Consider the following 22,629-nt stretch of genomic DNA (forward strand, 5'->3'; position numbering starts at 1 on the left):
GGAAAAAATGTTAAATCACTCACTCGCAAACCTGACTGACATCGCCACTTAAAAATATTAAGCAGTTATTTATATTGATTCATGTTTTGGGCATGTGTACAACTTGCATGGGAACCTCCCGAATTTGAATCATATGGATAAGCCTATTATATATAAGTTCAATCCTTTTTCTTTCTTTACACAGATAATATTGCTTGGCAACTTGGTGCAATATGATTTGAATGAAATATGGGAAATCGTAGAACCAGGATGTTTGTATTTCAGCAAAGATGAATAATTTTATGTCATAAAAGTTAATCCGTGTTCCTTCAATACTGAACGAATCCACTATAAAAGAAACCCACACAATTGTGGGTTTCAATGGTTGTTATGTCCAACATTAGTCTATCTAACAATTGGGGATTTAATTTTGTCATCCATTTAAATTTCTCTCCTTAAAGCACCCTTTACTTGAATAAGAAAAGGCATTAGTCATTATAACTGTTCATTAAGAAACATTATAAATTTTTTTTGAACGTCTTCCTTCTTAAAATCCTTTGCACACGATATGTGTTTTGTAAATTTTTTTGCAATCATGATTTTCATTAAAAATATATTTATTAACTTAATAGGTCTATTCCGGTAGAATATAATCGAGATTTAAAGTATTTCAATATTCTAAAAGATCTAGGTTATGGGAATTAATAGGAGGTTAATAATGGAAAAATCTTTTACTAAGTATTTATTATTGTTTTTCCAATATATATTTTTCACGATAAATATATATATATTATTGGGATCTTTGGCATCCTTATTTCCATTTGTAATCTACAATATAGATCAAGGTTACATTCTCGCTAACATTGTTCGAATTTGCATAGTTATAAGTATTTTATGTGGATTAATATTGACTTTTATTTTTTATAAAAAACAAATTAATATGAAAAAAACTTTAATTATCAATGTTGTAATACTTGTGTTATTGATGAGTGTTTTATATTTTAGTATAGACTATTTAAATGATAAGATATCAGAACCATTTTATGAATAGCTAAAGGAACTTATTTTTCATGCTTAACAGTATTTCAGCTAATAGTACTTGAGTTTCTTGTTCAGTGCAAAATAATAGTGAATCCTCACATGAATACTCTATACAAATCTAGTAAACATAAAGTACCTTATAGGCACTGAAAAAGGATCTTCAATCGAAGATCCCTTTTATGTTGTTCAATAAATTAAAATATCTATTTGTAAAAAATCATAAGTACAATTAGAAAGACCGCATTTGGTGGTCTAGATTGCTATTCCCCTTTTTTGGGGCGTTGGGCAAAAACATTCATTTACTGCCTCTTAAAATTTTTATCTACTAAGGGGTTTCCTTCTTGATCAACCATAACAGTCAGCCCAGCACCATATCCTTCCTGCTGGAACATATATAAAATCCCAGTTTCATTATCACGAATAACTTTAGTAACCTTTTTTTCCTTGTGTGTAAATCTCTTCAAAACGTTTATCAGCCATTATCTCACTCCTCCATGTTCTCTTAAGTTAAACAATCAAAGATGACCTGGTTATCCCATAATCTACGTTTGTTAATGTAATGTGGTAAATATGAGCCTTCTTTTTTCAAATTGATCTCTCCTTTTTTAATGTCAATAATCTGTATTTATTGCTTTCTAGATTCCACGAATCATTTCTATTTCCTTTATTCTTATTCCTCAAAATGGCCTTTCAGTTTAGTTAGGTTTCCAAGTAACACATGTATACTCAATACAAACCTAGTTAACATAAAAGGGAAAAGAAAAATACTGATGCAGACGCACGAAATGACAGGAAATGGGAGTAGACCGGATACAATGAAGCTTTAAAGTCGAGACATTTTATAAGGTAAAAACGACTTCCACCTATGAAGGGACATATAAATCTTGCCTCCAGAATATAGTTAAAAGTGATGATGAAGGAGGGGATGGAATGCAAATTCATGTGGTGCAGGGTGGAGATGCCCTTTGGTCTATTTCACAGCGTTATGGTGTTACGATTAACCAAATTGTGACTGCAAACCAACTGCAGGACCCAAATAGACTTGTAGTGGGTCTTGCCCTTGTCATTCCAACGGCTAACCGGACCCATACAGTCCGTTCCGGGGAGACATTGTGGATGATAGCTCAACGGTACGGGACGACCATTCAGGCAATAGTGCAAGCGAATAATATAACTGATCCATCACAGATAGCCCCTGGGATGGTTTTTATTATTCCTGCCAGGACTCATGTTGTCCAATCCGGAGAAATCTTATGGCAAATTGCTCAGCTTTATAATACTACCGTTCAAGAAATAATCAGGTTAAATCAAATCCAAAATCCTAATGTAATCTCCAAAGGTACCGTTTTAAGTATTCCGTTCAGAAAGCCCGTAACAGATGTGAATGCTTATACCATCAATACCGGGGAACAAGGAGCAAGTGATATTCGAGATGTCGGAAGATACCTAACCAACTCAGCTCCCTTTGCTTATACGTTTAACGAAGATGCAACCCTTAATACCATTACCGATGTTCCAATAATACAGGCATCGGTTGCTGAGAGGGTCTCCCCAATGATGTCAATTACAAACTTTACATACAAAACTACTGGATCTCAGTTAGCTCGTACTATTCTTTCCAGCACGGATCTCCAGGATCGATTATTAACCAATATTTTAAATGTTATGAGACAAAAAGGATATGAAGGGTTAAATATAGATTTTGAAAACGTTTATCCCGCAGACCGTGAACTATATAATTCATTTTTACAACGTACTGTTGACCGTTTACATCCTGCAGGATATTACGTCTCCACTGCACTTGCTCCAAAAGTAAGCGGCGAACAGAAAGGATTGTTAGTTGAAGCACATGATTACCCTGCTCACGGGCGGATTGTGGATTTTGTTGTCTTAATGACATATGAATGGGGATACAGACTTGGACCACCTCAGGCAATTTCACCTCTTAATCAAATAAGAAGAGTCTTGGATTATGCTGTATCTGTCATTCCAAAAAACAAAATCTTTTTCGGATTCCAAATTTATGCCCGCGATTGGCTTCTTCCGCATGTTCAGGGGCAAGAAGCTGAAACATTCAGTCAGCAGGAGGCTGTCCGACGTGCCATTCAGTATGGTGTGGCAATCCAGTATGATCAGGTAGCTCAATCCCCATTTTTCCGGTACACTGACGCCCAGGGCCGAGGACATGAAGTTTGGTTTGAGGATGCCCGGAGTGCACAAGCAAAATTTGATGCTTTAAAAGATTATGGACTGAGAGGAATCAGTTATTGGGCACTCGGTTACCCGTACCCACAGAACTGGCTTTTGCTTGAAGATAATTTCATTATCCATAAATTACATTAAGGAAGTTAATTTGCAGGTCTCCGTATATGGTTTGTCTTTTTTTTGTTTCTCAAGTCAATTTTTATGACTTTAATGCCATTTTACAATAACACTACATTAGGCTTTCTTTATTTCACAATCGCGCCCGATTGTTGAAGATCAGTGGCTGCTGAAGATGGCTCACACTTATTGAACTCTAGTACCCGTTACTCCAATAAGAAACTTTTGATTGATACAAATAAAATAAATATAAATACAACTATACTTAGCCAGCCGTAACCTTTTTGTCCCTTTTGAAATTCTCTTAATCCCATTACCAACATCGTTAAACCTAAAAACAACATCATATATGGTTGAAACTTAAAATCCTCAGTAATCAATCCATACCCTGCAAGTGAAATAACTGTTATTGATAAAATAATTTGCAAAAACTTTAACAATTAACCACCCCCTTTAACCAAGTTACCACATATTCCTAATTGATTGTTAAACTATCCTGCTCCGTTCGTTGAAGAAGATTTTCCGAATGTATGATTTTGCATATTTACATACATTGAAAAAGGATCTCCCAGTGAAGATCCTTTTAGCTACTTGTTAAATAAAAGCGCCCGATTGCTGAATAACATTTTTGTGTTTTTAGGATTTATTTTCCTTATTTGGCATGACAATAAGCGAGATCGCTGTATCAACTTTTGATTGCTCAAAATATTTTTAGCCCTTATAGCTAATTCTTCCTATCTCAATCAATTCTTTAAGTCCTATGAATATTGAATTCCAACCATGTTCAGTTCCATCGTGATACTCTCTAAGACTTTTTTAATATCAGATTTTGTCCAAATTTCTTCACGTTGTAGGATTTAAAACAAAAAGGATTGAATATGAATTAGTTTCTTTCTAATACTACATTTGGATAAATAGGGTCTTTTAATTCAAATTCATACGTAATTCCGTCTACTATTCCTACTACCTTTTCACTATCATAAAGGTCGAGCATAAATTCTGCCATTTCTTTAGGAGTATGATACTTTGGTAAAATACCCGCTAATTTAACATCTTCTTGGAGATCATAAGAACGTTTTATAAATTCTGTTTCAGTTGCAGCTGGAGCTAAAACTTTTGCTTGCATGTTTGCCCCTTGCGCTTTTAGTTCATGTGAAAGCCCTTCTGTAAACGCACTTACATAAAACTTACTTGAGCAGTAGGTAACAGCATCTGCAACAATTTTATATCCTCCACCTGATGAAACATTGATTAATTGAGTTCCTTCAATATTCGAGTAATCCCGTACGAAAAGTGATGACAAAATTGTTAGAGCTTCGATATTTAAATGTAACATTGTCTCGATTTTATTTAAATTTTGTTCTCCGACAGATGCAAAATTTCCAAATCCCGCATTGTTTATCCAAGTCTCAATTTGATAATTTTTAAGTCCTTCATAAAGCTCATATACATTTTTACTAACTGATAAATCAGTTGTTCGAATAATAACGTCTAAATCTGAATTAATATTCGCTATTTCTGATTTTAATTTCTCAAGCTCATCAGTTCTGCGAGCAACTAGGACTAAGTTTTTTCCACGTAATGCAAAAGCTAAAGCAGTTTCATAACCAATACCTGAACTTGCACCTGTAATAACTGTATATTTCACTTATATTCCTCCTAAATGATACTCTATGCTTGTGTTGTTCAAATTTATTATAATTTGCACAGTTGTTATTATATGACTTAGAGTAAACTCTAAGTCATATCCTTTTTTGACCCTTAGTATTTCTATAAAAAGAGGAGATAAATATGTACACGATCGGTGAAATAGCTCAAATATTAGCGGTTAGTGCGCACACGTTACGATATTACGAAAAAGAGAGTATCATTCTCCCAGATCGAAATGAAAATGGAGAAAGACAGTATACTGATTCTCATCTAAAATGGTTAGCCTTTGTTCTTAAATTAAAAGAAACTCAAATGCCCATAACACAAATTAAAGAATATACCCGTTTATTTAAAAATGGGGAACAAACTACTGAAGCAAGGTTAAAACTTTTAGAAGTCATAAAAGTTCTATTGAAGTCCAATTAAAGACAATGCAAGAAACAAATAGAATGCTAGAGAAAAAATATCAGCATATAGAGAATTTATTCGAAATGGAAAATAATTTCTATGACAACAAAATATATTGAGCTATATAAACGCCTATATTTTAAGTAGATGTAGCATTGAAATAAAGTTTGATCTAAAATACCTTACAGAAAAGCATTTTACTGAAATAAAAATTTTTGATCGTTTTTACCTGTGTTGCTCCACAATCTGGCCCTTTAATGGAATAAAGGCTGTGCAGACCTTGGAATTCTCAGTACTCTTTAAATGCTTCCAGTTTATATGAATATGGAAGAACTCAAAAAACTTTTTAATTTCCTTGAACATGATACCCATCTCTTGCTCTTCGAAATGAAACGATGTTTAAGCTGCTGGCAACAACCGGTATGCGGCGACAGGAACTCGTGGATCTCACTTGGGAACAAATCGATTTCTATAATGGAACGGTTCTCATTTTCGGTAAGGGAAAAAAAGAACGCTTGCTCCCGCTAGAGTTTAATCCTCTTCCACTTGTTTTTCTTCTTTTTTTATAAAAGCGCAAATAGAGCTTTTGACAAACCTTACGATAATATGAAGTTGATCCAATTGTTGATTTAAGACCTGTATGCCCAACTTACCTGAAGGTGTAATGAACCATCATTCACCTGTCATGACAGTCATTAAGCTGCCCTGAAGAAAAGTTTCTACCATGGCATTCATAGCAGAGCAGTTCAGCCCAAGGCGTCCAAATCCCCTTATGTACAAGTGAAGGTCTTTCAAGCTGTTTAGATTTAATCATTGTTTTTCACCTCATTGTATTGTTTCTCTATCAATTCGGTTAATTTGGGTTGGGCAGCATTAAGCTCTTTTGTCATTACCATCCACTGTTCATGTTCAAATCTTACATGACCTTCTGATGGTTCTTCATTGAGTGATTTTGTAGGATAGACTAAAAAGTCGCTAAAGGGTCTATCCACACAATCATTACAGATTAACAATAAATCCTGAACCTTGTCCGGTATTTCCTCTGTATCCGGTACCACACATCCGCATCCTTCACATTGAAATTTCATAGTATTTCCTCCTTAAAAGTTTTGATGCACGCAAAAAAACACCCATTAGTGATAAAAACTGCACAAAAACAGAATTGGCAATTAATCACTAAAGAGTGTTTGATAATAACTTCTTCCTCCCGCTTGGGTTGAAGTAGAATGGTAAATATTGAATACCTTGAGTATAGCAGACTTTCCTTTTTAATTAAACCGGTTACGGTTTAAATTTTGGTGAAATACCAGATTCATACAGACTAGCTGTTCTCTTTTTTTAACTCAATTGAGGGGAAATTTCTGATGTCCTTTCATATAACGATATTCCCTCAGACTATTTAAAATATGGATTTCCTTTAATAATTCCTCACCAACGTTCGTTTCTCTAACCGTTTTTCTCTCTAATTCTTTATCCACCAATCTTTTTACTGATAATACATCCATTCCGTTACATAGAACATCATATTTTGAATTAAAGTGTTTATGGGCGATCAATTGCATGCCGAAGGAATTGTCTAGTAGAGTGTATCCAGCTATACCTGTTGTTGATTGATAAGCTTTTGAAAAACCTCCATCGATGACAATCATTTTCCCATTTGCCTTAATTGGATTTTCACCATTAATTTCTTTAACTGGTGTATGGCCGTTTATAATATGACCGTGATCAGGACTGAGATCAAATTCAGTTAGAATTTTACGGCAAATGTCCTCATTTTCACGTAAATAGTAGTATGGGTTCTTTCTCTCTCTATGGGTTTCCTTATCCTTAATAAAGTACCTCTCAAAGGTTGTCATTTCTCTTTTTCCAAAGAGTGATGAATATTCTCCTGTCCATAAATACCAGGTCATATCTGTCGCAAGGTCATCCGTTTCTTCAGGATGTGCAAATGCATATCGTAAATAATGCTCAAAAATATCAAGCAAATCATTGCCTGCATAGGTCTTATTTTCAATCACCATTTTTTCCATATTTCCTTTTTCATCTAAAGGAATACAACCATGTATTAATAGGTTTCCATTATATTTCAAATAAAGACTGCCCTTTTTCATCAGAAAATTCATATGTCTAGCCAGTTTTTCTGAATGCTGAAAAGAAAATAACAGTCTTTGGATTACTTGCTCTTCTTCCTCCAATAATTGATTAGGGTGCTCTGGATTAATCGTTGTAAAACAGGTATTTTCTAGTGGGTACTTTTTCCCATAAACCGTTATTTCATTTTTGTCATAATCGATTTTCTCAAGCAAAAGCCTCTCAGACATATCAAAGCACGGTCGTCTCTTTATGATAGGACTTTCAAGTTTGAACTGAATCATGGAAATGGCTTGATGTATTTTGGTGATTTGTAAATGTTCATGATCAGATTGTTTTTCATCTGAATGTCTCTTTGGTCTAAAGGCTGGATTATCGTCATAGTACTTTTCCGCAAGGTTCAAAAGTGGTCTAAGATTTATTCCATAAGCATCTTCAATAATATCTAAGTTATTGTAGCGAGCACATATACGAATAATATTAGCAAGACAAACCTTTGAACCAGCAAAGGCGCCTATCCATAGGACATCATGATTCCCCCACTGAATATCAACGGAATGATAATTCACGAGAGTTTCCATAATTTTATCAGGGTCAGGGCCGCGGTCATAAATATCCCCCACGACATGAAGATGATCAACAACCAATCTCTGGGTGGTATATGCAAGACCAATAATAAGCTTATCAGCCTGACAAAGTGAAATAATTTGCTGGACGATTTTTGTATAATAATCTTTCTTGTTTGTGAATTGATCTGTTTTATATAATAACTCTTCTATAATAAAAACAAACTGTTTAGGCAATGCTTTACGTAATTTCGATCGTGTATATTTGGAGGAAGCATAAGAAACGAGCTTCATCATACGCTCAATGATATCTGTGTACCATTGGTTTAATTCTTTTTTATTGCCAAAATTATTCTTAATTAATTGTATTTTTTCTTCAGGATAATAAACTAATGTCGCAAATTCATTCAATTCTTTTTCAGATAATTCATCTTTAAAAAGGTCTTTTATTTTCACTTTTACATTTCCCGAACCATTTCTTAACACATGTTGAAAGGCTTGGTACTCCCCATGTAAATCACTAACAAAATGTTCAGTCCCCTTGGGTAGATTAAGAATAGCTTTAAGATTAATAATTTCAGTAACCACTTTTTCTTCACTATCATATTTTTGCGCTAATAAATCTAAGTAATTCGAATTCAAAATTATGTATCTCCCTCCAAAATTAATTACTCATTCTCCATCTAATATATTTAATACTTACATTCGTTTTATTAATAGATTCACTAACTTTCGATGCGGAGAGCTGTTCATTACGATTTATATAATCTTCTACGTCTTCAACATATTTATTATATAGGATTATATTTGTGATAACTGAATATATTGCAACCTATGGTTCTGGTGCAAATATAGTATAGTATCATCTTGAAGATTCGTACAGATTGCTAACGGAATCGAGGTTTACGCAGTAATTCCAGAGCCTAAATACTTCCCTTTATTATCTCTCCAGATGTATAAATTATACGGACGATCTTTCTAGTAATATGTAATTGTATAACTACCTTTAGGAGTAGTTAATGTTGTTTGGTTCGCTATCATCGTAAAGGATTCTTGTATGATATGGAAAAGCACTACATTTTGATTTTGTACTTTTAAAAGCTTACAGCTATATTCTAAAACTAAGGAGTCGTAACGTATTTTTCTTTCAATTATTATATTGCCACTTTGAATAGTTGGAATACTTAAATTCACCACTGTTTTAGTTTCTCCTTCCTAGCTAATGTTCCTTCCCATAACAATTGTCTTTATTAATCGTAACATAGATTTGTCCTTTCCCTTTATTAATCGTACATCGCTGATAAACCAATATTGTATTCTATTAAATGGCCCGATTATGGAATAAGAAAAAACCTGCAACACAGGTTTTTTAATCAAACTTTATTACAAATTTATCTTAGGGTAACGACATTCAAACATATGTAAATAAAGAGTTCAAACATATTATATATATCAAATATGTTCGAACTCTTTTGTTGTTGCTTTGTAAAAAATATTGATTATTTCGGAAAGCGAATCTTCAACTAACGCACCCTTTACTTTAAGTGTAATTCTTCACAATCTTATAGTTAAAGGACCAAAAAGCTGAGGAAGAACCTTTTTTTGAAACTCCCATTACCTCATAAGACTATGTATCTGTTAAAAACATAAACGAAGCTTTTTTAGCATTAGAAAATTTTATAAGAGAAAAAAGAGAGTGTCTTATAGCGGCCATGGTAAAATAGTGGTGTGGGGACTTGGAGAGAGAATTTTGGACGAATACAAAAAGTGTGACTACAACACTGATTTACAGGTTTTGGAAAAAATATAAGTTTTTAGTATACAACAAAGTGTAAACATCTATGTAGACTATGAATTTTTGTTTCGTGTTGTTTGTAAAGGGAGTGAAAAGAAGATGATAAAAGGTTTATTTTGCGGTTTAACAGGTCTAGACATTACGTATTACCAAAACGAATTTCCATCTGAAAACTTCAAAAGTAAAACGAACGATTATCAAACATTTATCGGCGGTCCTGCTGCCAACGCAGCCATTACTTATTCGATTTTAGGAGGGGATGCCACTCTTATTACCTGTTTGGGAAACAGTACGATCGCTAAGGCAATCAAAACCGAGTTGACAGATGATTATCATATAAAGGTAATAGACCTGGCGGAAGATGAGAATCGATTACCCAGTTTATCCAGTGTATTGGTAAACATGCAAAAAGCCACTCGAACAATCTGGAGCGGTCAACAACAGTTTTCCATTAATAATGAAACTATCTATGAAAATCTAATAATGGAAAGTTCATTTTGTTTTTCTGATTGCAATATTCCTGAAATATCCATTAACTTTCTAAAAAAATCGAGAATGTCTGAAAAACCTATCATTTTGGATCCTGGTTCTTGGAAATCACACTTTCCTGAATGCTTATCGTTGGCTGATGAAATAATCGCCTCTATCAACTGCACTCCCCCAGAAAGAGATTTAGTCACTTTTTTAAAATCTACAAGTGTACAGAACATTGCACTAACAGATGGAGAAAACGATACATTGTGGTTTTCAAACTCCAAGCATGGAAGGATACACATTCCAAAAGTAGAGGCCATAGACACTTTAGCAGCAGGGGATATATTACACGGTGCTTATTGTTATTATCGGTATCATGAAAACGAACCATTTGTTGAAGCATTAGAAAAAGCCACATTGGTGGCATCTAGAAGTGTTCATTATGCAGGACCTCGTGAGGGTGTTTTCAAGTTTATGAATAATCGTTTTTAATTCGTTCTTTTTAAAAATTAATTTATAGATAAAGAGGGTATGTCCCTCTACCTTAAGAGGTCTTAAAAAATTGTCCATGCAGGCGATGCTTACTTTTGCTGCTATGAATTTAAAGAAGTTGGCAACATGGACTTGGACCAGTTCAAAAATGGTATAAAAATTGACCCCAGAGGGGGCTGCTTCAAGAAAAATTTAACATTAAAATACTTTAAAATGTAAAAGGGCACCTGAATAGGGATATTCAGAATGCCTTTTGTCTATAATCTGAGATCTTCAATCGAAGATCATTTTTTTATGCTGTTTATTGAAGTAAAGCCCCCGTTAGTTTAAGTACAACTCTTCACAATCCAACTATTACTTTAACATTACTATGCATTTATCCTCTCCGTTTTTCATGCATGTACTTCATCCATTTTTTTTGCTTATAACTACAAATAATATACCCGATACTTGAGAAGGCACTTACTCCAACAGACAGCTTCCAAATAAGGGGATGTGAGGTATAGATACCTGCTGTTATCCCTGTGAATCCTAGTAGCGTTAATTGAAATAACTGCTTTTTATGATTTTCATAAATAATAAATTGAAATTGTCTTCTTTGTTCGGTTTCCTTTAAATGTTCTAACGTTTGTGGTGTATTTAAAAATTCTGTAACTGAATGAAAGATCTTAAATATAGGCTGTGACTGAATCCATTGCCAAATAAATGACCATTTATTATTCCCTTGTTTATTTAACCATTCCATAAAAACAGGTTTACCTAGATCAATGAGTTCCTCCTCTGGTGCCAAATTGCGGAGGATTCCTTCAATCGTTACGAAAGAACGACCTAAAAAGACAAATCTTGTTGGAACCTGAATGGGTAGTGCTTGAATCATATCGTTCATTTCTAATTTTAATGCGATAAGATCCATTTCTTTTAATTGAGCAGGTTGGAAGGACATAAATTCAGCTAATAGCCTTTCAATCGTTCTTGATTCAGCATCAGGGAGCAAAAATCCTAAATGAGACAAGCAAACGACAGCTTTAGCATAATTTTTCGAAAGAAAGCTTTCAATCAAACCTTGAAAATTAGCAGCATCCTTATTGGTGATTTCCCCCACCATTCCGAAATCAAGTAAGATGATTTGTCCTTCCTTTGATACCAGTACGTTTCCTGGATGTGGGTCAGCATGGAACGTACCAGGCTCAATCCATTGAGGAAGGAACACTTCGATGAGCCGTTGAGCCAACTCATGACGGCTCACTTCTAACTGATCTAAAGCCTCCACATTTGTGATTCTTATTCCTTCAACCCATTCCATTACCAGTACCTTTGACGTACTAAGCTCCGAATACACAGAAGGAATTTGTACAACATCGACATCCTTAAATCGTTCTCTAAAATACAGTATGGCTTTCAGCTCTTTTGTAAAATCAAGTTCTCGTTCAATCACTTGTTTTAGTTCCTTAAACAAGACTTTAAAGTTAATAAACCCTTTTGGAACGGGAACAAAGTGATCGGCAAACCAAATGATGATCCCTAAAGTACGGAAGTCAATTTGTACAATCGAATTAATATTAGGACGTTGCACTTTAATAGCGACCTTTGTTCCATCTTTCAAAACACCCTTATATACTTCTCCAATCGATGCTGAAGCAATTGCATCTTTTTCGATTGAAAGAAAGTGATGATTAAGGGGATCCCCCCATTCCATTTCAAGAATTTCCTGAACATCACTCCAGTTAGAAGGGGGAACTTTGTCTATAAGATCTTGGATTTGGTGTATAAATGCATTGGGCAACAAGTCGGCACGAATGCTGAGCATCTGTCCGATTTTGATCAGTAAACCTTCTAATTCAAAAAGTGTTTTTCGAAACCTTTCCCCTATTTTCCCCCAAAGTTTTTCCCATTCAGCTTCAGGCTTTTTCCGAATTTTATACCAATAAATTTGAATGAAGATGGAAAAGGACAAAGATAGCACTTTTGACATCCGAACCAACTTATTCTTTGTTTTCACCACAAAACCTCTCATTTCTTTATTAGCCTGTCCAATCATATTTCTTGAGATGTCTACACCTAAAACCTTCGAAGACGTTACCTTGCAAATTGACCAGTTCCACAACCCAAATCTAACATTATGTGTCCATATAATATGAAGATACACGAAATAAAACGATCCTTGTTATATCAAGGTTTAGCGTTTTTTCGATCCTTAATTGTTGAAAATCTTAATTACTAAGTCTTGTTAAACCAATTTATACATAAGAATGTCATCTACATATAAGTCCTCTTTAAACTTTACTTCTTTAATTTTACGTCCTTCCTCAACAAATCCTATACTTTTGTACAAGCCGATAGCCCGCTGATTTGTTGATAAAACACCTAAACTTATTTTCTCTATTAATGGGTTCTGTTCCGTCCAGTTTAAAAGTTCTTTAATCAGGAGTTTACCAATACCGCTTTATTGACCATTGCCGTAAAAGAACCAGTGTGAGAAAGCCTTTTGGTATTTTTTGAGCGAAAGACAATTAAACCAACAACTTTTCCTTCAGTTTCCGCTACAATTAACGTTTCTCTTTCATTCACTAAAATTCTCTGGATCCAGTTTCTTAGTTACTCAGTTGTCTCTTCAAACTCTTCTATAACAGAAATCATAAACTCGCTTTCTGAAAGAACTTCCCTTTGAAGTTCTTTCACGGATTCTGCATCATCTAAATTTCCTGTTCTAAGTGAAACGTGTATATTATTTTTTGTCATCATGTTTACCTCCTTTACCATTACTTATCTTAAATAACAATTCCACAAATAGTAGTAGATACCCTTTTTCATTAACCTGCAACGTCACTTTAAGTACAAAGCTTCACAGTCTCTTCTAAGCTCTAACATACATATCCTATTTTCTTTAAAGGAGTTACACCACAATCTGGCCCTATAACGGAAAAAAGCGATCTTCTTTATTGAAGAATCGCGCCCTTTTCTGGAACAACTAGAATATGGATTTATTCCTAAAACCGCTTAATTCTATTTAAATTAACGTATATAGTTGAACAAGATATTTTGAAATTAGATATACGTAAGGGCGAGTTATTGAGAAGGTTTTGATTTCCTCTCCAATATACTCATAAAGTTTTTTCTGTAGTAAAACAACAAATAACCATGAGTGAGGACAAGTATTACTGCTAAAATAAGTAACGAATGGTCTAGGAACAAATGAAGTAAGAAAATATTGGCTAAAATTGGTGATAATATTGCAATGGCTAATGGGGTAAATTGGTTGATTATGAGTAAAATTCCACATATAACTTCTAAAGATTTTTCTGCAATTAACAGATATTCAAACCCGAATAATGCCATTGCTTCGGGGCTAGTTGCAATAAATGGTTCAAATCCAAAGATGACAAAATAACCGTTAATACCTGCAACAAAAAAAATGATCCCTAAAAATAATCTGCTTATTTGCATAAATATTTTAGACAATTTGCACACCCCCTATTAAAAGTCTATTACAACTCGAAAATTTATAATATTAAAAGCCCAAAAAAAGGTTGGTGTGCTTATTCAAGTAAACTCCGATGTAAGTTGAATTAATTCCCAGAATAGAAAATCGACATCCTTTAAAATAAGATTATTGACTTATCTTGTTCAAGAATTTGGCCCTTTAGTTGAACAAGATCCCCAAGTATTACAGGCATACACTATACAAAGCCAGTTAACATAATCACGCTTATCGGTATTGAAAAAGGATCTTCTAGTGAAGATTCTTTTAGCTACTTGTTAAATTAAAGCGTCCGATTGTTGAATAGCATGACTATGTTTTTTAAACAACTTTATTATCATGAAACAGCAATATTATTCGTTCTGTGCCATCCCAAGTAACTTTCTACCCATGGACAAAATTACAACGCTCGTTGCCCATAATATCAACATGGAGCCAAAGCCAATCAGTAACCACCATGTGTTAACCTGATGTTTCCCCAGATTAACCTCTAACGGCACAAAGAGCAATGTCACTATTGCCAGTAAGCAAAGAAGTGAACCCGTAACATAGTAAGCCTTGACTTGAAAAAGGTAAGCCAGTAGAAAAAAGTGAGCGCCAACAATAATAGCCATAATTGGGAAAAACCAATCAAAATGTCCAATTGAATTGCATACAACGGCAGCAATTATAATCAACACAAATTCTATAGCAAAGACAATATTAAACCACTTGCCGACATTCTTGGAACTATAGGCACTCGTATTATTAGATAAATTTCGTGAACCTTTTATCAATGCAATTCCAGAGGTAAATAAAACAGCGCCGATCATTACCGCCAAAATCAACAAATAGATGGAACCCCATCCCTTCAAACCTCCAATACCAATATCTGCCCAGACTGTTCCAAAAAAAGCCATAAACATAACCCCGGAGGCTGTACCACGCACATCCGATTTGGAAACAACGGTTTGCGACACAGGCATTCTCCTTTCCACGAGTTTCTGTAATTTTAAAATCAGTTTCCTATATTCATATGCCCACTGAATAGTTGCTAATATTCATTTTATCTACAATACCTTATTCCATTAACTGGCCCTTTGATACCTTTTTAACCAAATGGAGCAACGGGTATTAAAGTACACTTTCCTTTCTTTATCACCTTTCCCATGTACAATGACTGAATTCATTGCGAAATTAATATCATCACGGTTTAATTTCACAACTTCCCCAATACGGCAGCCAGTAGATTACATAAATTCAAATAACGCATTCTCCATCGAAGTATGACAGGCTTCCCTAAGATGTTCAATCTCTAGTTCTGATAGGAATTTTGGAATTCTTTTGCCTAATTTCGGCTTTTTTAATTTAGCAGCAGGGTTTTTAGGAATAAATCCTTCATCATGTGTCCATTTGAATAGGGATTTAATACAACGAACCCTGTGACCTAAACTAGAAGGCTTTAATTGTTCTCCTGCCTGAATTAGGTACTCTTTTAATTTCTCAGTAGTAAGTTCATTCATATTAATATCACCGAAAATCGTAATAAGAGATTATATTGAAAACAATATGTTTTTAATGTTAGGGGGGAATATCGCTCAATTTTTTTATCTAGTTGATACTTTTTCCAAGCTTCTGATAATAACATTATTCTTTCACTCTCCTATGTTATAAATCAATTAATCTAGACACTATTATGTTCAAGGAGAGCCCTTTTTATACGCAAGTTATTCAACAATCGCAGACAATACCCAATTATCGAACCGTGAGAGCCCTTAATAGACAAGAAAAAAGGGCCTTTCTTTACTCAAGAAAAGCGCCCAATTGTTGAAGAAGATGTTTTCAGTTTATTTTCGACTTACAATCAATGCGTAAAATAAAATGTACCAATAATCGTTTTACCATCTTGTAAATATAATGGTATCGATACTTTGAATGATTTATTATATTCATCTAACTCACTTGGCGAAGATATACCTTCAGGCTGATAAATATATCCTAATAACCCGTTCGCACCTTCTGCCAACATTAAATCAGGTTCAACAAGCATTAATTTTTCCATATTAGGACCATAAGTTTGCCAGTTTTCATTTGTTGGATAACCATCTCATATAATACTATCCTTAGTAGGTATAACTAAATCTGAGGTATCCTTAATTGATTGTTCCTTAATTGATTGACAGGCAACCAACATTGATAAAAGTATTGTGGATGCAAGGGTTAGAACTTTTTTCAAAAATTCCACCTCCGTTATAGTCCAAAGCTAGCGCTTTTTAATGTATTCGTTGTAAAACACTTTACGTGTAATTAATTCGGCCTCCCCAAAAAGTATTTACCAAAAACATGATTAATGAAGTCTTTGGACTAGAATGCTGTCTAATTGAAAATTCTGTTGATCAAACATCGCTTTGCATTTCTATTGGCCGATCATTAAGATAATGATAAGTACAAAAACCGTTGCCTTTAAGAGGCAACGGTCCCTTTTTTATTAGTTTTGATAAACAATATGATTGATTTTTAACTCATCTAGCTTATCAACAAAGTTTACTAACAGTGCATTTTTATTAGAAGCACTCATATGTACTAATTAATTTTTCTATCTAACTATTGATGATCAGATTGTACAAAGATTGCTTCATCCCGATAGAGTTGTGCTTATCATTTACTGCTTTTCATTCGTTTACATGTTGCTAAAAAATGATATTACAAATCAATATCAACACCCATTAATTGTTCATACATCCTACTTTGCTATTCTAAAAAGATATTCGTTTCTCTTCTATCCTTATAAAAGTCACTCCACATATACGTTTTTGTAAAAGGTTATTACATGACTACTACGCTCCCATTTCAACCTTTGCTTTACTTTCATTATTCTCTCTTGTCATTTTTTCATAAAACTCCTTGTTAATTGGGTACTTCTTCATGGCGATCAATGCAATGATATGAGCAATTAGCGGTGCACCAAAGTACAGTCCTAATATAGACCAGTATAGTGTTAGGGTTACTTCCATCCCTGCTGTATAATGTGCAGCTCCAAGTACAGCTCCTAATAATAAACCACTTAGAGAACTAACCATTTTATCCACAAACGAGAACGCAGTGGCAATCATGCTAGGAATGAAACGTCCGTTTTTCCAAAGCTCATAATCGGCTACATCGGCAATCATTGGAATCTGATTCGTATCAGCCATTCTCTCGGCTAGACGGAAGAAAGAGATTAATACAACCGCTAGAATAACAGAGCCCGCATCAAATGGTCGAATGACTAAAATGATGGCCGCAGCCACAATGCTGAGAATTTGTCCAATCACAAATGATTTTTTTAATCCTAAATAGACAGCTAAGCCAACACCGATAAAGGCACCCGCTAAACTAACAAAGGTTGCAGGTCCGTTGACGATTGCCTGAAATTCCGCACCACCCATGACAATTATAAAGAAGTAAGCGGTTGCTGAACTTTGAATGGAAGTTGCAATTTTCGTTGAAGACCCCGCAACTATTAGCATTTGAAGCGCTTTATTACCTTTAATAATAGAAATGAAATCTTTTATTTTAATCTGATTTTCCTTTTTAGTAATATCCTTTACTTCGTAGTAATTTTCATTATCCTTTTTCCAGATACCAGCCATTGCAAAGATCGTGAATAAAGTGGTAAACCCTGCAATCATAAAAGCAAAGTTTCTAAATGAAGCAGGATCCTCTACTCCGCCAAAATAATTTAAAATGATCATACCAAAGGAGAAAATAAGAATATCGAGTCCAGTCATGATAACCTGGTCAATCCCGCTTACTAGTGGGCGTTGCTTCGGATTATTCGTTAAAACATTTTGAGCACTCTTTGTACAAATCGTAGAACAAGTATAGCCAATGTTCCAAATCACGTAACAAACTGCAATCCATGTATACATGGCAATATTACTATCTAATTGAAGCCCCCAATAGAGCCCAATCGTAGAGATATTCATAATAATCATGCCCACAAACATATAAGGTCTGAATTTTCCAAAACGAGTATTCGTTTTATCGATCATTAATCCAATCATTGGATCGATAAATGCATCAAAAATACGAGAAAATGTCATCATTCCACCGACAATAACAGCTGACAGCCCTAAGCTATCTGTACAATAATAGATAAAAAACATGAGGTACATAAAGTATTGAGCATTTGTTGCTGAATTGTTAAAAGCAAAAGCGACAAGCTGCCATGGTTTGGCGTTATTATATTGAATTTCACTAGCAATTGAACTATTCCCCATAGGATTTCCTCCTAAAAATGTATATTAAAATCTTTAATATGGGTACATCATAATACAATAAAAGCGTTTCCACACCTACTATTGTTGGTTAATATGCAAAATTAAAGCTATAATGTTCTCGCTTACAAAATAAAAAAACCACATTTGTCATACTTATCGATATATACAAAAAATAATTTGAACGTTAAGATGGTGTGATAATGAAATGAGATTATAGATAAAGGTGAAACAATGGAGAACTTACTAAATGAATTAACAGAAAAGTGTTGGATGATCAAAAATGCTTTTAAAATGGATGTTGAAGTCATAGATGAACAATTGAGAACCATTCTACACATCTCAGATGACACAGAACCCCTCATCATGACAGAAACTAAGAAGGGGATGTATGCTCTTTTTCAAAAAGCACTGATGAAGGCAAAGAAACATAGTTTTTGTTTTCAAACAGATTCCTTTGGCCTTTCCTATTTCGCCATAGCCATTATCACCCATGAAACGCATAAAGGGATGGTCATAGTAGGTCCTTTTTTAAAAGAACAGGTAACAAATTCTTTCATTTGGCATGTAATTAAGGAAAACCATTTGGAAAATAGCTGGTTCAAATCTTTGGAAAACTATTATAAATCCATTGCCTATATTGGAGAATCACACTTAGCATTAGGAGATCTTTTAGTGAATATTTATGGACATCCTCCTATAAAATCTCAAATCATCACAATGGTAAGCAATGAGGGGGACAATCCTAAAAAGCTTCAACCACAAGAATTTGATGAAGATGATTTTGATATTAAACTAAGATATGAGATTGAGAAAAAACTTTTACACTTTATTGAGGTAGGAAATACAGAAAAGGCTCTGGAAACATTAGTAGACTTTTCGGGAGATTTCTTATACAGGGTGCCTGGAAATCCTTTAAGAGCAAAAAAAAATATTGCTTTCAGCTACAGTACCATGCTTCGTTTGGCAGCCAATAAGGGTGGAGTAGCTCCACAATATTTGCATGGAATTTCAGAAAAGTTTGCCATAAAAATTGAGGAAACCATCACCTTATCTGAACTAGATCTGTTGGAAGTGGCCATGACAGAAGAATATTGTAATGCTGTGAGAAGCTTTACGATGAAAGGACATAGTTCAGTGGTCAAACAGGTACTTATGTATATCAATCTTCATTTTAGTGAACCGGTAAATCTACAATCGGTAGCAGATGAACTTGGTTTTAATAGGACCTATATAGCAAAGAAATTTAAAGATGAGATGAATATGACGGTCATTGAATATATTCAGAAGAAAAGAATCGATGAAGCAGTCTTTCTCATTGAACAGGGACAATCATCGATCACGGATATTAGCTATATGGTTGGATTTAGCAGCTATAATTATTTTTGCAAAGTATTTAAGGAAATAAAAGGAATGACGGCAACGGAGTATAAGAATGGTAGAAGAGTAAACACATGAAAAACTCATATGTCTACTCTTTTAAAAGTGGGAGATGCATTTTTGGGATAGAGACAATGCCAAGCCATACCATTTGTATAGTGATTGGATCTTGCCCAACTTTTTATCCCACTCTCAACGGGCAGTAAAGGTCCGATTGGTTCATCTAACCAACAGTGGGGGATTCACTTTATCTCAGATTAACAAAAAGGGAAACTTCCACTCATGGAAGTTTCCCTTTACCCTTGAACGCCAGCCCAGAAAATATTCCAAGTAATCTGTTGTACTTTTTCATATGCCTGACTGTTTTCATATAATAACTGGACATCGAGACCGTCTAATAGCGTGGCATACGCAATCGCACATTCTTCAGGACTTAAACGACAGGTATGCTTGGAAAAGCAAGCGGCAACCTCTTCTTTAAGAATGGCCAAATATAAACGGAATTGGGAGATGACATAGTCATAAACCTCCAATGGCGTAAAAGATGACAATACTAGCATAAATGAAGCATTAGGATTCGTTAGAAAACGATTTTTATGTTCCGTTAAAAAGTTGTACAACTGATGTTCGATAGGTTCTTCTGCATGATCCTGAAAATAGTTCTGGACAAACAATCGTTCTTCTTGTACGACATCTTGATAGACTTCCAAGAATAGTTCCTTTTTGGTTGAATAGTGATAGGAAAGAGATTGCTTCCGAATTCCTGTTTCTTCCGCAATTTGGGCCATCTTCGTTCCCTCATATCCAAATTGGTTAAAATGTTTAATCGCTATCTTTTTTATCTGTTCTTTGCTCATTTTTTACCTCCATAAGTCAAACATAACATAGGCTAGAGTCGTAATTCTATGCTAATTTTCTCTTCTTTTTCATTTGTAAAATGAAAGTAGCATGAATAAAATATAGGAGTAAATATAAGACATAGGTAATGATCGCTACATAGAATACAGCCTCATAGGAAAAGGCTTCTGCCACCATACCAAGTAAAATAGAGCCTCCGCCGATTCCTAAATCATAAAAATTAAAAAAGGATCCGATCGCATTTTCATGGTCATGTTCCTCCACTAGGTTCAAGCATACAGTCTGAAGAGCAGGAAAAATGGCTCCAAATCCCATTCCATATAGGAAACCAGCCAAGAGAAACATAATCTCATTTTGAGCCACGATAAAGATAATCAAACCAGCAATGCTAATCACTCCAGCTGGGATTAAAACATAACCAGGTCCGAGGTTGTCAAACATTTTACCAGAAACCAACCGCACGAGAAGACCTGCAATTGCTACAATGAAGAAAAACCATGCGACATTTTCAAATCCTTTATCGATTGCGTATAAAGTAGTGAATGACATGATTCCACCAGAGCTTATTCCCGTCATAAAAGTAAGAATAGATGGAAATAGCACACGTTTTTCGATCAACTTAACCGTAGTGGTTGGAGCTTCTACTGTTCTTAATTCATTTGCCATGTTAGGTTTTCGAGAAATGAAAATCGTTGTCAATAGGGCTAGTAAAATGAACGCTGTACACCCCATAAATAAGCCTCCGAAATGAGAGTTTTCTAGGATACTGACCCCCATTAACGGTCCAACAGACATGGCCATCGTCTCTCCCACTCCGAAATACCCCATACCTTCTCCTCGACGATCCTCAGGAATATTTTCAGCTGCGATGGTCGTAAAATAGGTAGTAGCTAAGCCAAAACCAAAACCATGAATCACTCGGATAAGAATCATTATCCCAATACCTGACGATAGGTAGTATAATCCACTAGATAGAGCACATATTGCGATACCGATAATTAATAAATATTTTTTATCCATTTTGGTAGCGAGAACACCTGCAAAAGGCCGAATGAGAATCGCTGAAAACACAAATATTCCTGTCACTAATCCAATTTGTGTAGGATCTCCACCAATATGTGAAACAAATAGAGGCAAGGTCGGAAGCAACATCTCGAACGCCCCAAATAATAAGGCATTGGCCAACATGACAAAAATAAAAGAACGGCTCCATAGCTTTACCTTTGAAGTTTGTTTTGTAATAACAGTCATATGAATCCCTCACATTATAAATTTTATCTCGAAGATATGGAATTCATTGTATCTGACTTAAGTCAGAATGTAAATAATATTTAGAAGATTCATAGGTATTTTTAATAAAATTTACAGATAGTTTGAATAACCAAAATCAAAATCAAGCGTTTTTTAAAATCAAGATGCTATACAAAACTCCTATGGCGTTAAAACACCACCTTGTACTATGAAGGATCCATTCTGTAGCATACTACACTCACCTAATCACAATGGTGACCTTTATTTGCAGTAAATATATTGATTAAATAAGGAAGTCACACCCTTAATAAGGCGAAAATTGCTTTCAGCTTCCACATCCTTTATCAAAATTTAAAAGCTACCAATAATTTATAAAAACAGCCAATTTTTTAGCATTTTGTGAAGTATTACACTTACACTATCCTGCCCCTATAGATTAAGTACAATCTTTCACAAACACCACACTAGCATTACAATAAGTATTCAATTTTGCTTGAGATTCTTACTCCGCTAAATGGCCCTTTAATTGAATATGGAGAAGTTATTTGCACAAGATAAAAACCTCTAATCCCAAAGAGCATTAGAGGTGAAATTTGTTTCATTAGT

The 22,629-nt window shown here is 34.6% G+C and carries 18 protein-coding genes and 3 pseudogenes; 5 read left to right on the forward strand and 16 right to left on the reverse strand.

Features of this window, described 5'->3' with window-relative positions; all coding sequences use genetic code 11:
- Positions 1 to 1,319: 1,319 nt before the first annotated feature.
- The gene (locus HNP81_RS18835; protein WP_246399452.1) at positions 1,320 to 1,484 is read right to left on the reverse strand and encodes a DUF6440 family protein; all 165 of its coding nucleotides are present in this window, start codon (positions 1,482 to 1,484) and stop codon (positions 1,320 to 1,322) included.
- 466 nt (positions 1,485 to 1,950) lie between these two features.
- Here HNP81_RS18835 and HNP81_RS18840 point away from each other — a divergent pair, with 466 nt between their 5' ends.
- Positions 1,951 to 3,363: a glycoside hydrolase family 18 protein gene (locus HNP81_RS18840; RefSeq protein WP_182503639.1), complete on the forward strand. Its 1,413-nt coding sequence runs from the start codon at positions 1,951 to 1,953 to the stop codon at positions 3,361 to 3,363.
- A gap of 185 nt (positions 3,364 to 3,548) precedes the next feature.
- Here the strand turns inward: HNP81_RS18840 and HNP81_RS18845 are convergent, their stop codons facing one another.
- Both HNP81_RS18845 and HNP81_RS18850 read right to left on the reverse strand, forming a co-directional pair.
- Positions 3,549 to 3,782, reverse strand: coding sequence for a YczI family protein (locus tag HNP81_RS18845; protein WP_182503640.1), 234 nt, complete (start codon positions 3,780 to 3,782; stop codon positions 3,549 to 3,551).
- A gap of 443 nt (positions 3,783 to 4,225) precedes the next feature.
- Positions 4,226 to 4,990, reverse strand: a complete 765-nt coding sequence (locus HNP81_RS18850) for an SDR family NAD(P)-dependent oxidoreductase (RefSeq protein ID WP_182503641.1) — start codon at positions 4,988 to 4,990, stop codon at positions 4,226 to 4,228.
- A gap of 143 nt (positions 4,991 to 5,133) precedes the next feature.
- Here HNP81_RS18850 and HNP81_RS18855 point away from each other — a divergent pair, with 143 nt between their 5' ends.
- Together HNP81_RS18855 and HNP81_RS24030 are read left to right on the forward strand one after the other, a co-directional pair.
- Positions 5,134 to 5,418 (forward strand): MerR family transcriptional regulator, encoded by a 285-nt coding sequence (locus HNP81_RS18855; RefSeq protein WP_376766768.1) that lies wholly within the window; start codon positions 5,134 to 5,136, stop codon positions 5,416 to 5,418.
- Between the two features lie 404 nt (positions 5,419 to 5,822).
- The gene (locus HNP81_RS24030; RefSeq protein ID WP_246399460.1) at positions 5,823 to 5,969 is read left to right on the forward strand and encodes a tyrosine-type recombinase/integrase; all 147 of its coding nucleotides are present in this window, start codon (positions 5,823 to 5,825) and stop codon (positions 5,967 to 5,969) included.
- A 237-nt stretch (positions 5,970 to 6,206) separates the two neighbouring features.
- Here HNP81_RS24030 and HNP81_RS18865 read toward each other — a convergent pair whose 3' ends face one another.
- The 3 genes and pseudogenes from HNP81_RS18865 to HNP81_RS24035 all read right to left on the reverse strand — a co-directional run.
- Positions 6,207 to 6,488 (reverse strand): hypothetical protein, encoded by a 282-nt coding sequence (locus HNP81_RS18865; RefSeq protein WP_182503642.1) that lies wholly within the window; start codon positions 6,486 to 6,488, stop codon positions 6,207 to 6,209.
- A 255-nt stretch (positions 6,489 to 6,743) separates the two neighbouring features.
- Positions 6,744 to 8,699 carry a fructose-1,6-bisphosphatase gene (locus HNP81_RS18870; RefSeq protein ID WP_182503643.1) on the reverse strand — a complete coding sequence of 652 codons (1,956 nt, stop codon included), beginning with the start codon at positions 8,697 to 8,699 and terminating at the stop codon, positions 6,744 to 6,746.
- A gap of 276 nt (positions 8,700 to 8,975) precedes the next feature.
- Positions 8,976 to 9,239 (reverse strand): annotated as a pseudogene (locus HNP81_RS24035) (ribonuclease FAU-1 family protein); the annotation flags it as partial.
- Positions 9,240 to 9,951: 712 nt separating this feature from the next.
- Here HNP81_RS24035 and HNP81_RS18875 point away from each other — a divergent pair.
- Positions 9,952 to 10,818 (forward strand): PfkB family carbohydrate kinase, encoded by an 867-nt coding sequence (locus HNP81_RS18875; protein WP_028391072.1) that lies wholly within the window; start codon positions 9,952 to 9,954, stop codon positions 10,816 to 10,818.
- A 376-nt stretch (positions 10,819 to 11,194) separates the two neighbouring features.
- On the opposite strand, the gene HNP81_RS18880 is transcribed toward HNP81_RS18875, so the two are convergent.
- The 8 genes and pseudogenes from HNP81_RS18880 to HNP81_RS18910 form a co-directional block, all read right to left on the reverse strand.
- Positions 11,195 to 12,817 carry an ABC1 kinase family protein gene (locus HNP81_RS18880; protein WP_182503644.1) on the reverse strand — a complete coding sequence of 541 codons (1,623 nt, stop codon included), beginning with the start codon at positions 12,815 to 12,817 and terminating at the stop codon, positions 11,195 to 11,197.
- Between the two features lie 372 nt (positions 12,818 to 13,189).
- Positions 13,190 to 13,255: pseudogene (locus HNP81_RS24480) on the reverse strand (GNAT family N-acetyltransferase); the annotation flags it as partial.
- Between the two features lie 158 nt (positions 13,256 to 13,413).
- The gene (locus HNP81_RS24485) at positions 13,414 to 13,560 is read right to left on the reverse strand and encodes a hypothetical protein (protein WP_312859703.1); all 147 of its coding nucleotides are present in this window, start codon (positions 13,558 to 13,560) and stop codon (positions 13,414 to 13,416) included.
- Between the two features lie 324 nt (positions 13,561 to 13,884).
- Positions 13,885 to 14,277, reverse strand: a complete 393-nt coding sequence (locus HNP81_RS18890; RefSeq protein WP_182503645.1) for a DoxX family membrane protein — start codon at positions 14,275 to 14,277, stop codon at positions 13,885 to 13,887.
- Positions 14,278 to 14,649: 372 nt separating this feature from the next.
- Positions 14,650 to 15,261 (reverse strand): DUF7010 family protein, encoded by a 612-nt coding sequence (locus tag HNP81_RS18895; protein WP_182503646.1) that lies wholly within the window; start codon positions 15,259 to 15,261, stop codon positions 14,650 to 14,652.
- Positions 15,262 to 15,378: 117 nt separating this feature from the next.
- Positions 15,379 to 15,923, reverse strand: a pseudogene (locus tag HNP81_RS24040) (tyrosine-type recombinase/integrase); the annotation flags it as partial.
- Positions 15,924 to 16,139: 216 nt separating this feature from the next.
- Positions 16,140 to 16,337, reverse strand: coding sequence for a hypothetical protein (locus HNP81_RS24045; protein ID WP_246399454.1), 198 nt, complete (start codon positions 16,335 to 16,337; stop codon positions 16,140 to 16,142).
- A 775-nt stretch (positions 16,338 to 17,112) separates the two neighbouring features.
- Entirely contained in the window at positions 17,113 to 18,537 is a 1,425-nt protein-coding gene (locus tag HNP81_RS18910) for an MFS transporter (protein ID WP_182503647.1), read from the reverse strand.
- Between the two features lie 231 nt (positions 18,538 to 18,768).
- On the opposite strand from HNP81_RS18910, the gene HNP81_RS18915 reads away from it, so the two are divergent.
- Complete coding sequence (locus HNP81_RS18915; protein WP_182503648.1) at positions 18,769 to 19,992, forward strand: AraC family transcriptional regulator; 1,224 nt, start codon at positions 18,769 to 18,771, stop codon at positions 19,990 to 19,992.
- A gap of 218 nt (positions 19,993 to 20,210) precedes the next feature.
- Here HNP81_RS18915 and HNP81_RS18920 read toward each other — a convergent pair whose 3' ends face one another.
- Both HNP81_RS18920 and HNP81_RS18925 read right to left on the reverse strand, forming a co-directional pair.
- Positions 20,211 to 20,771 (reverse strand): TetR/AcrR family transcriptional regulator, encoded by a 561-nt coding sequence (locus HNP81_RS18920; protein ID WP_182503649.1) that lies wholly within the window; start codon positions 20,769 to 20,771, stop codon positions 20,211 to 20,213.
- A 46-nt stretch (positions 20,772 to 20,817) separates the two neighbouring features.
- On the reverse strand, positions 20,818 to 22,023 hold the full coding sequence (locus HNP81_RS18925) for an MFS transporter (RefSeq protein WP_182503650.1): 1,206 nt from the start codon (positions 22,021 to 22,023) through the stop codon (positions 20,818 to 20,820).
- Between the last annotated feature and the right edge of the window lie 606 nt (positions 22,024 to 22,629).

The organism is Peribacillus huizhouensis, assembly GCF_014138605.1.
GTDB lineage: Bacteria > Bacillota > Bacilli > Bacillales > DSM-1321 > Peribacillus > Peribacillus huizhouensis.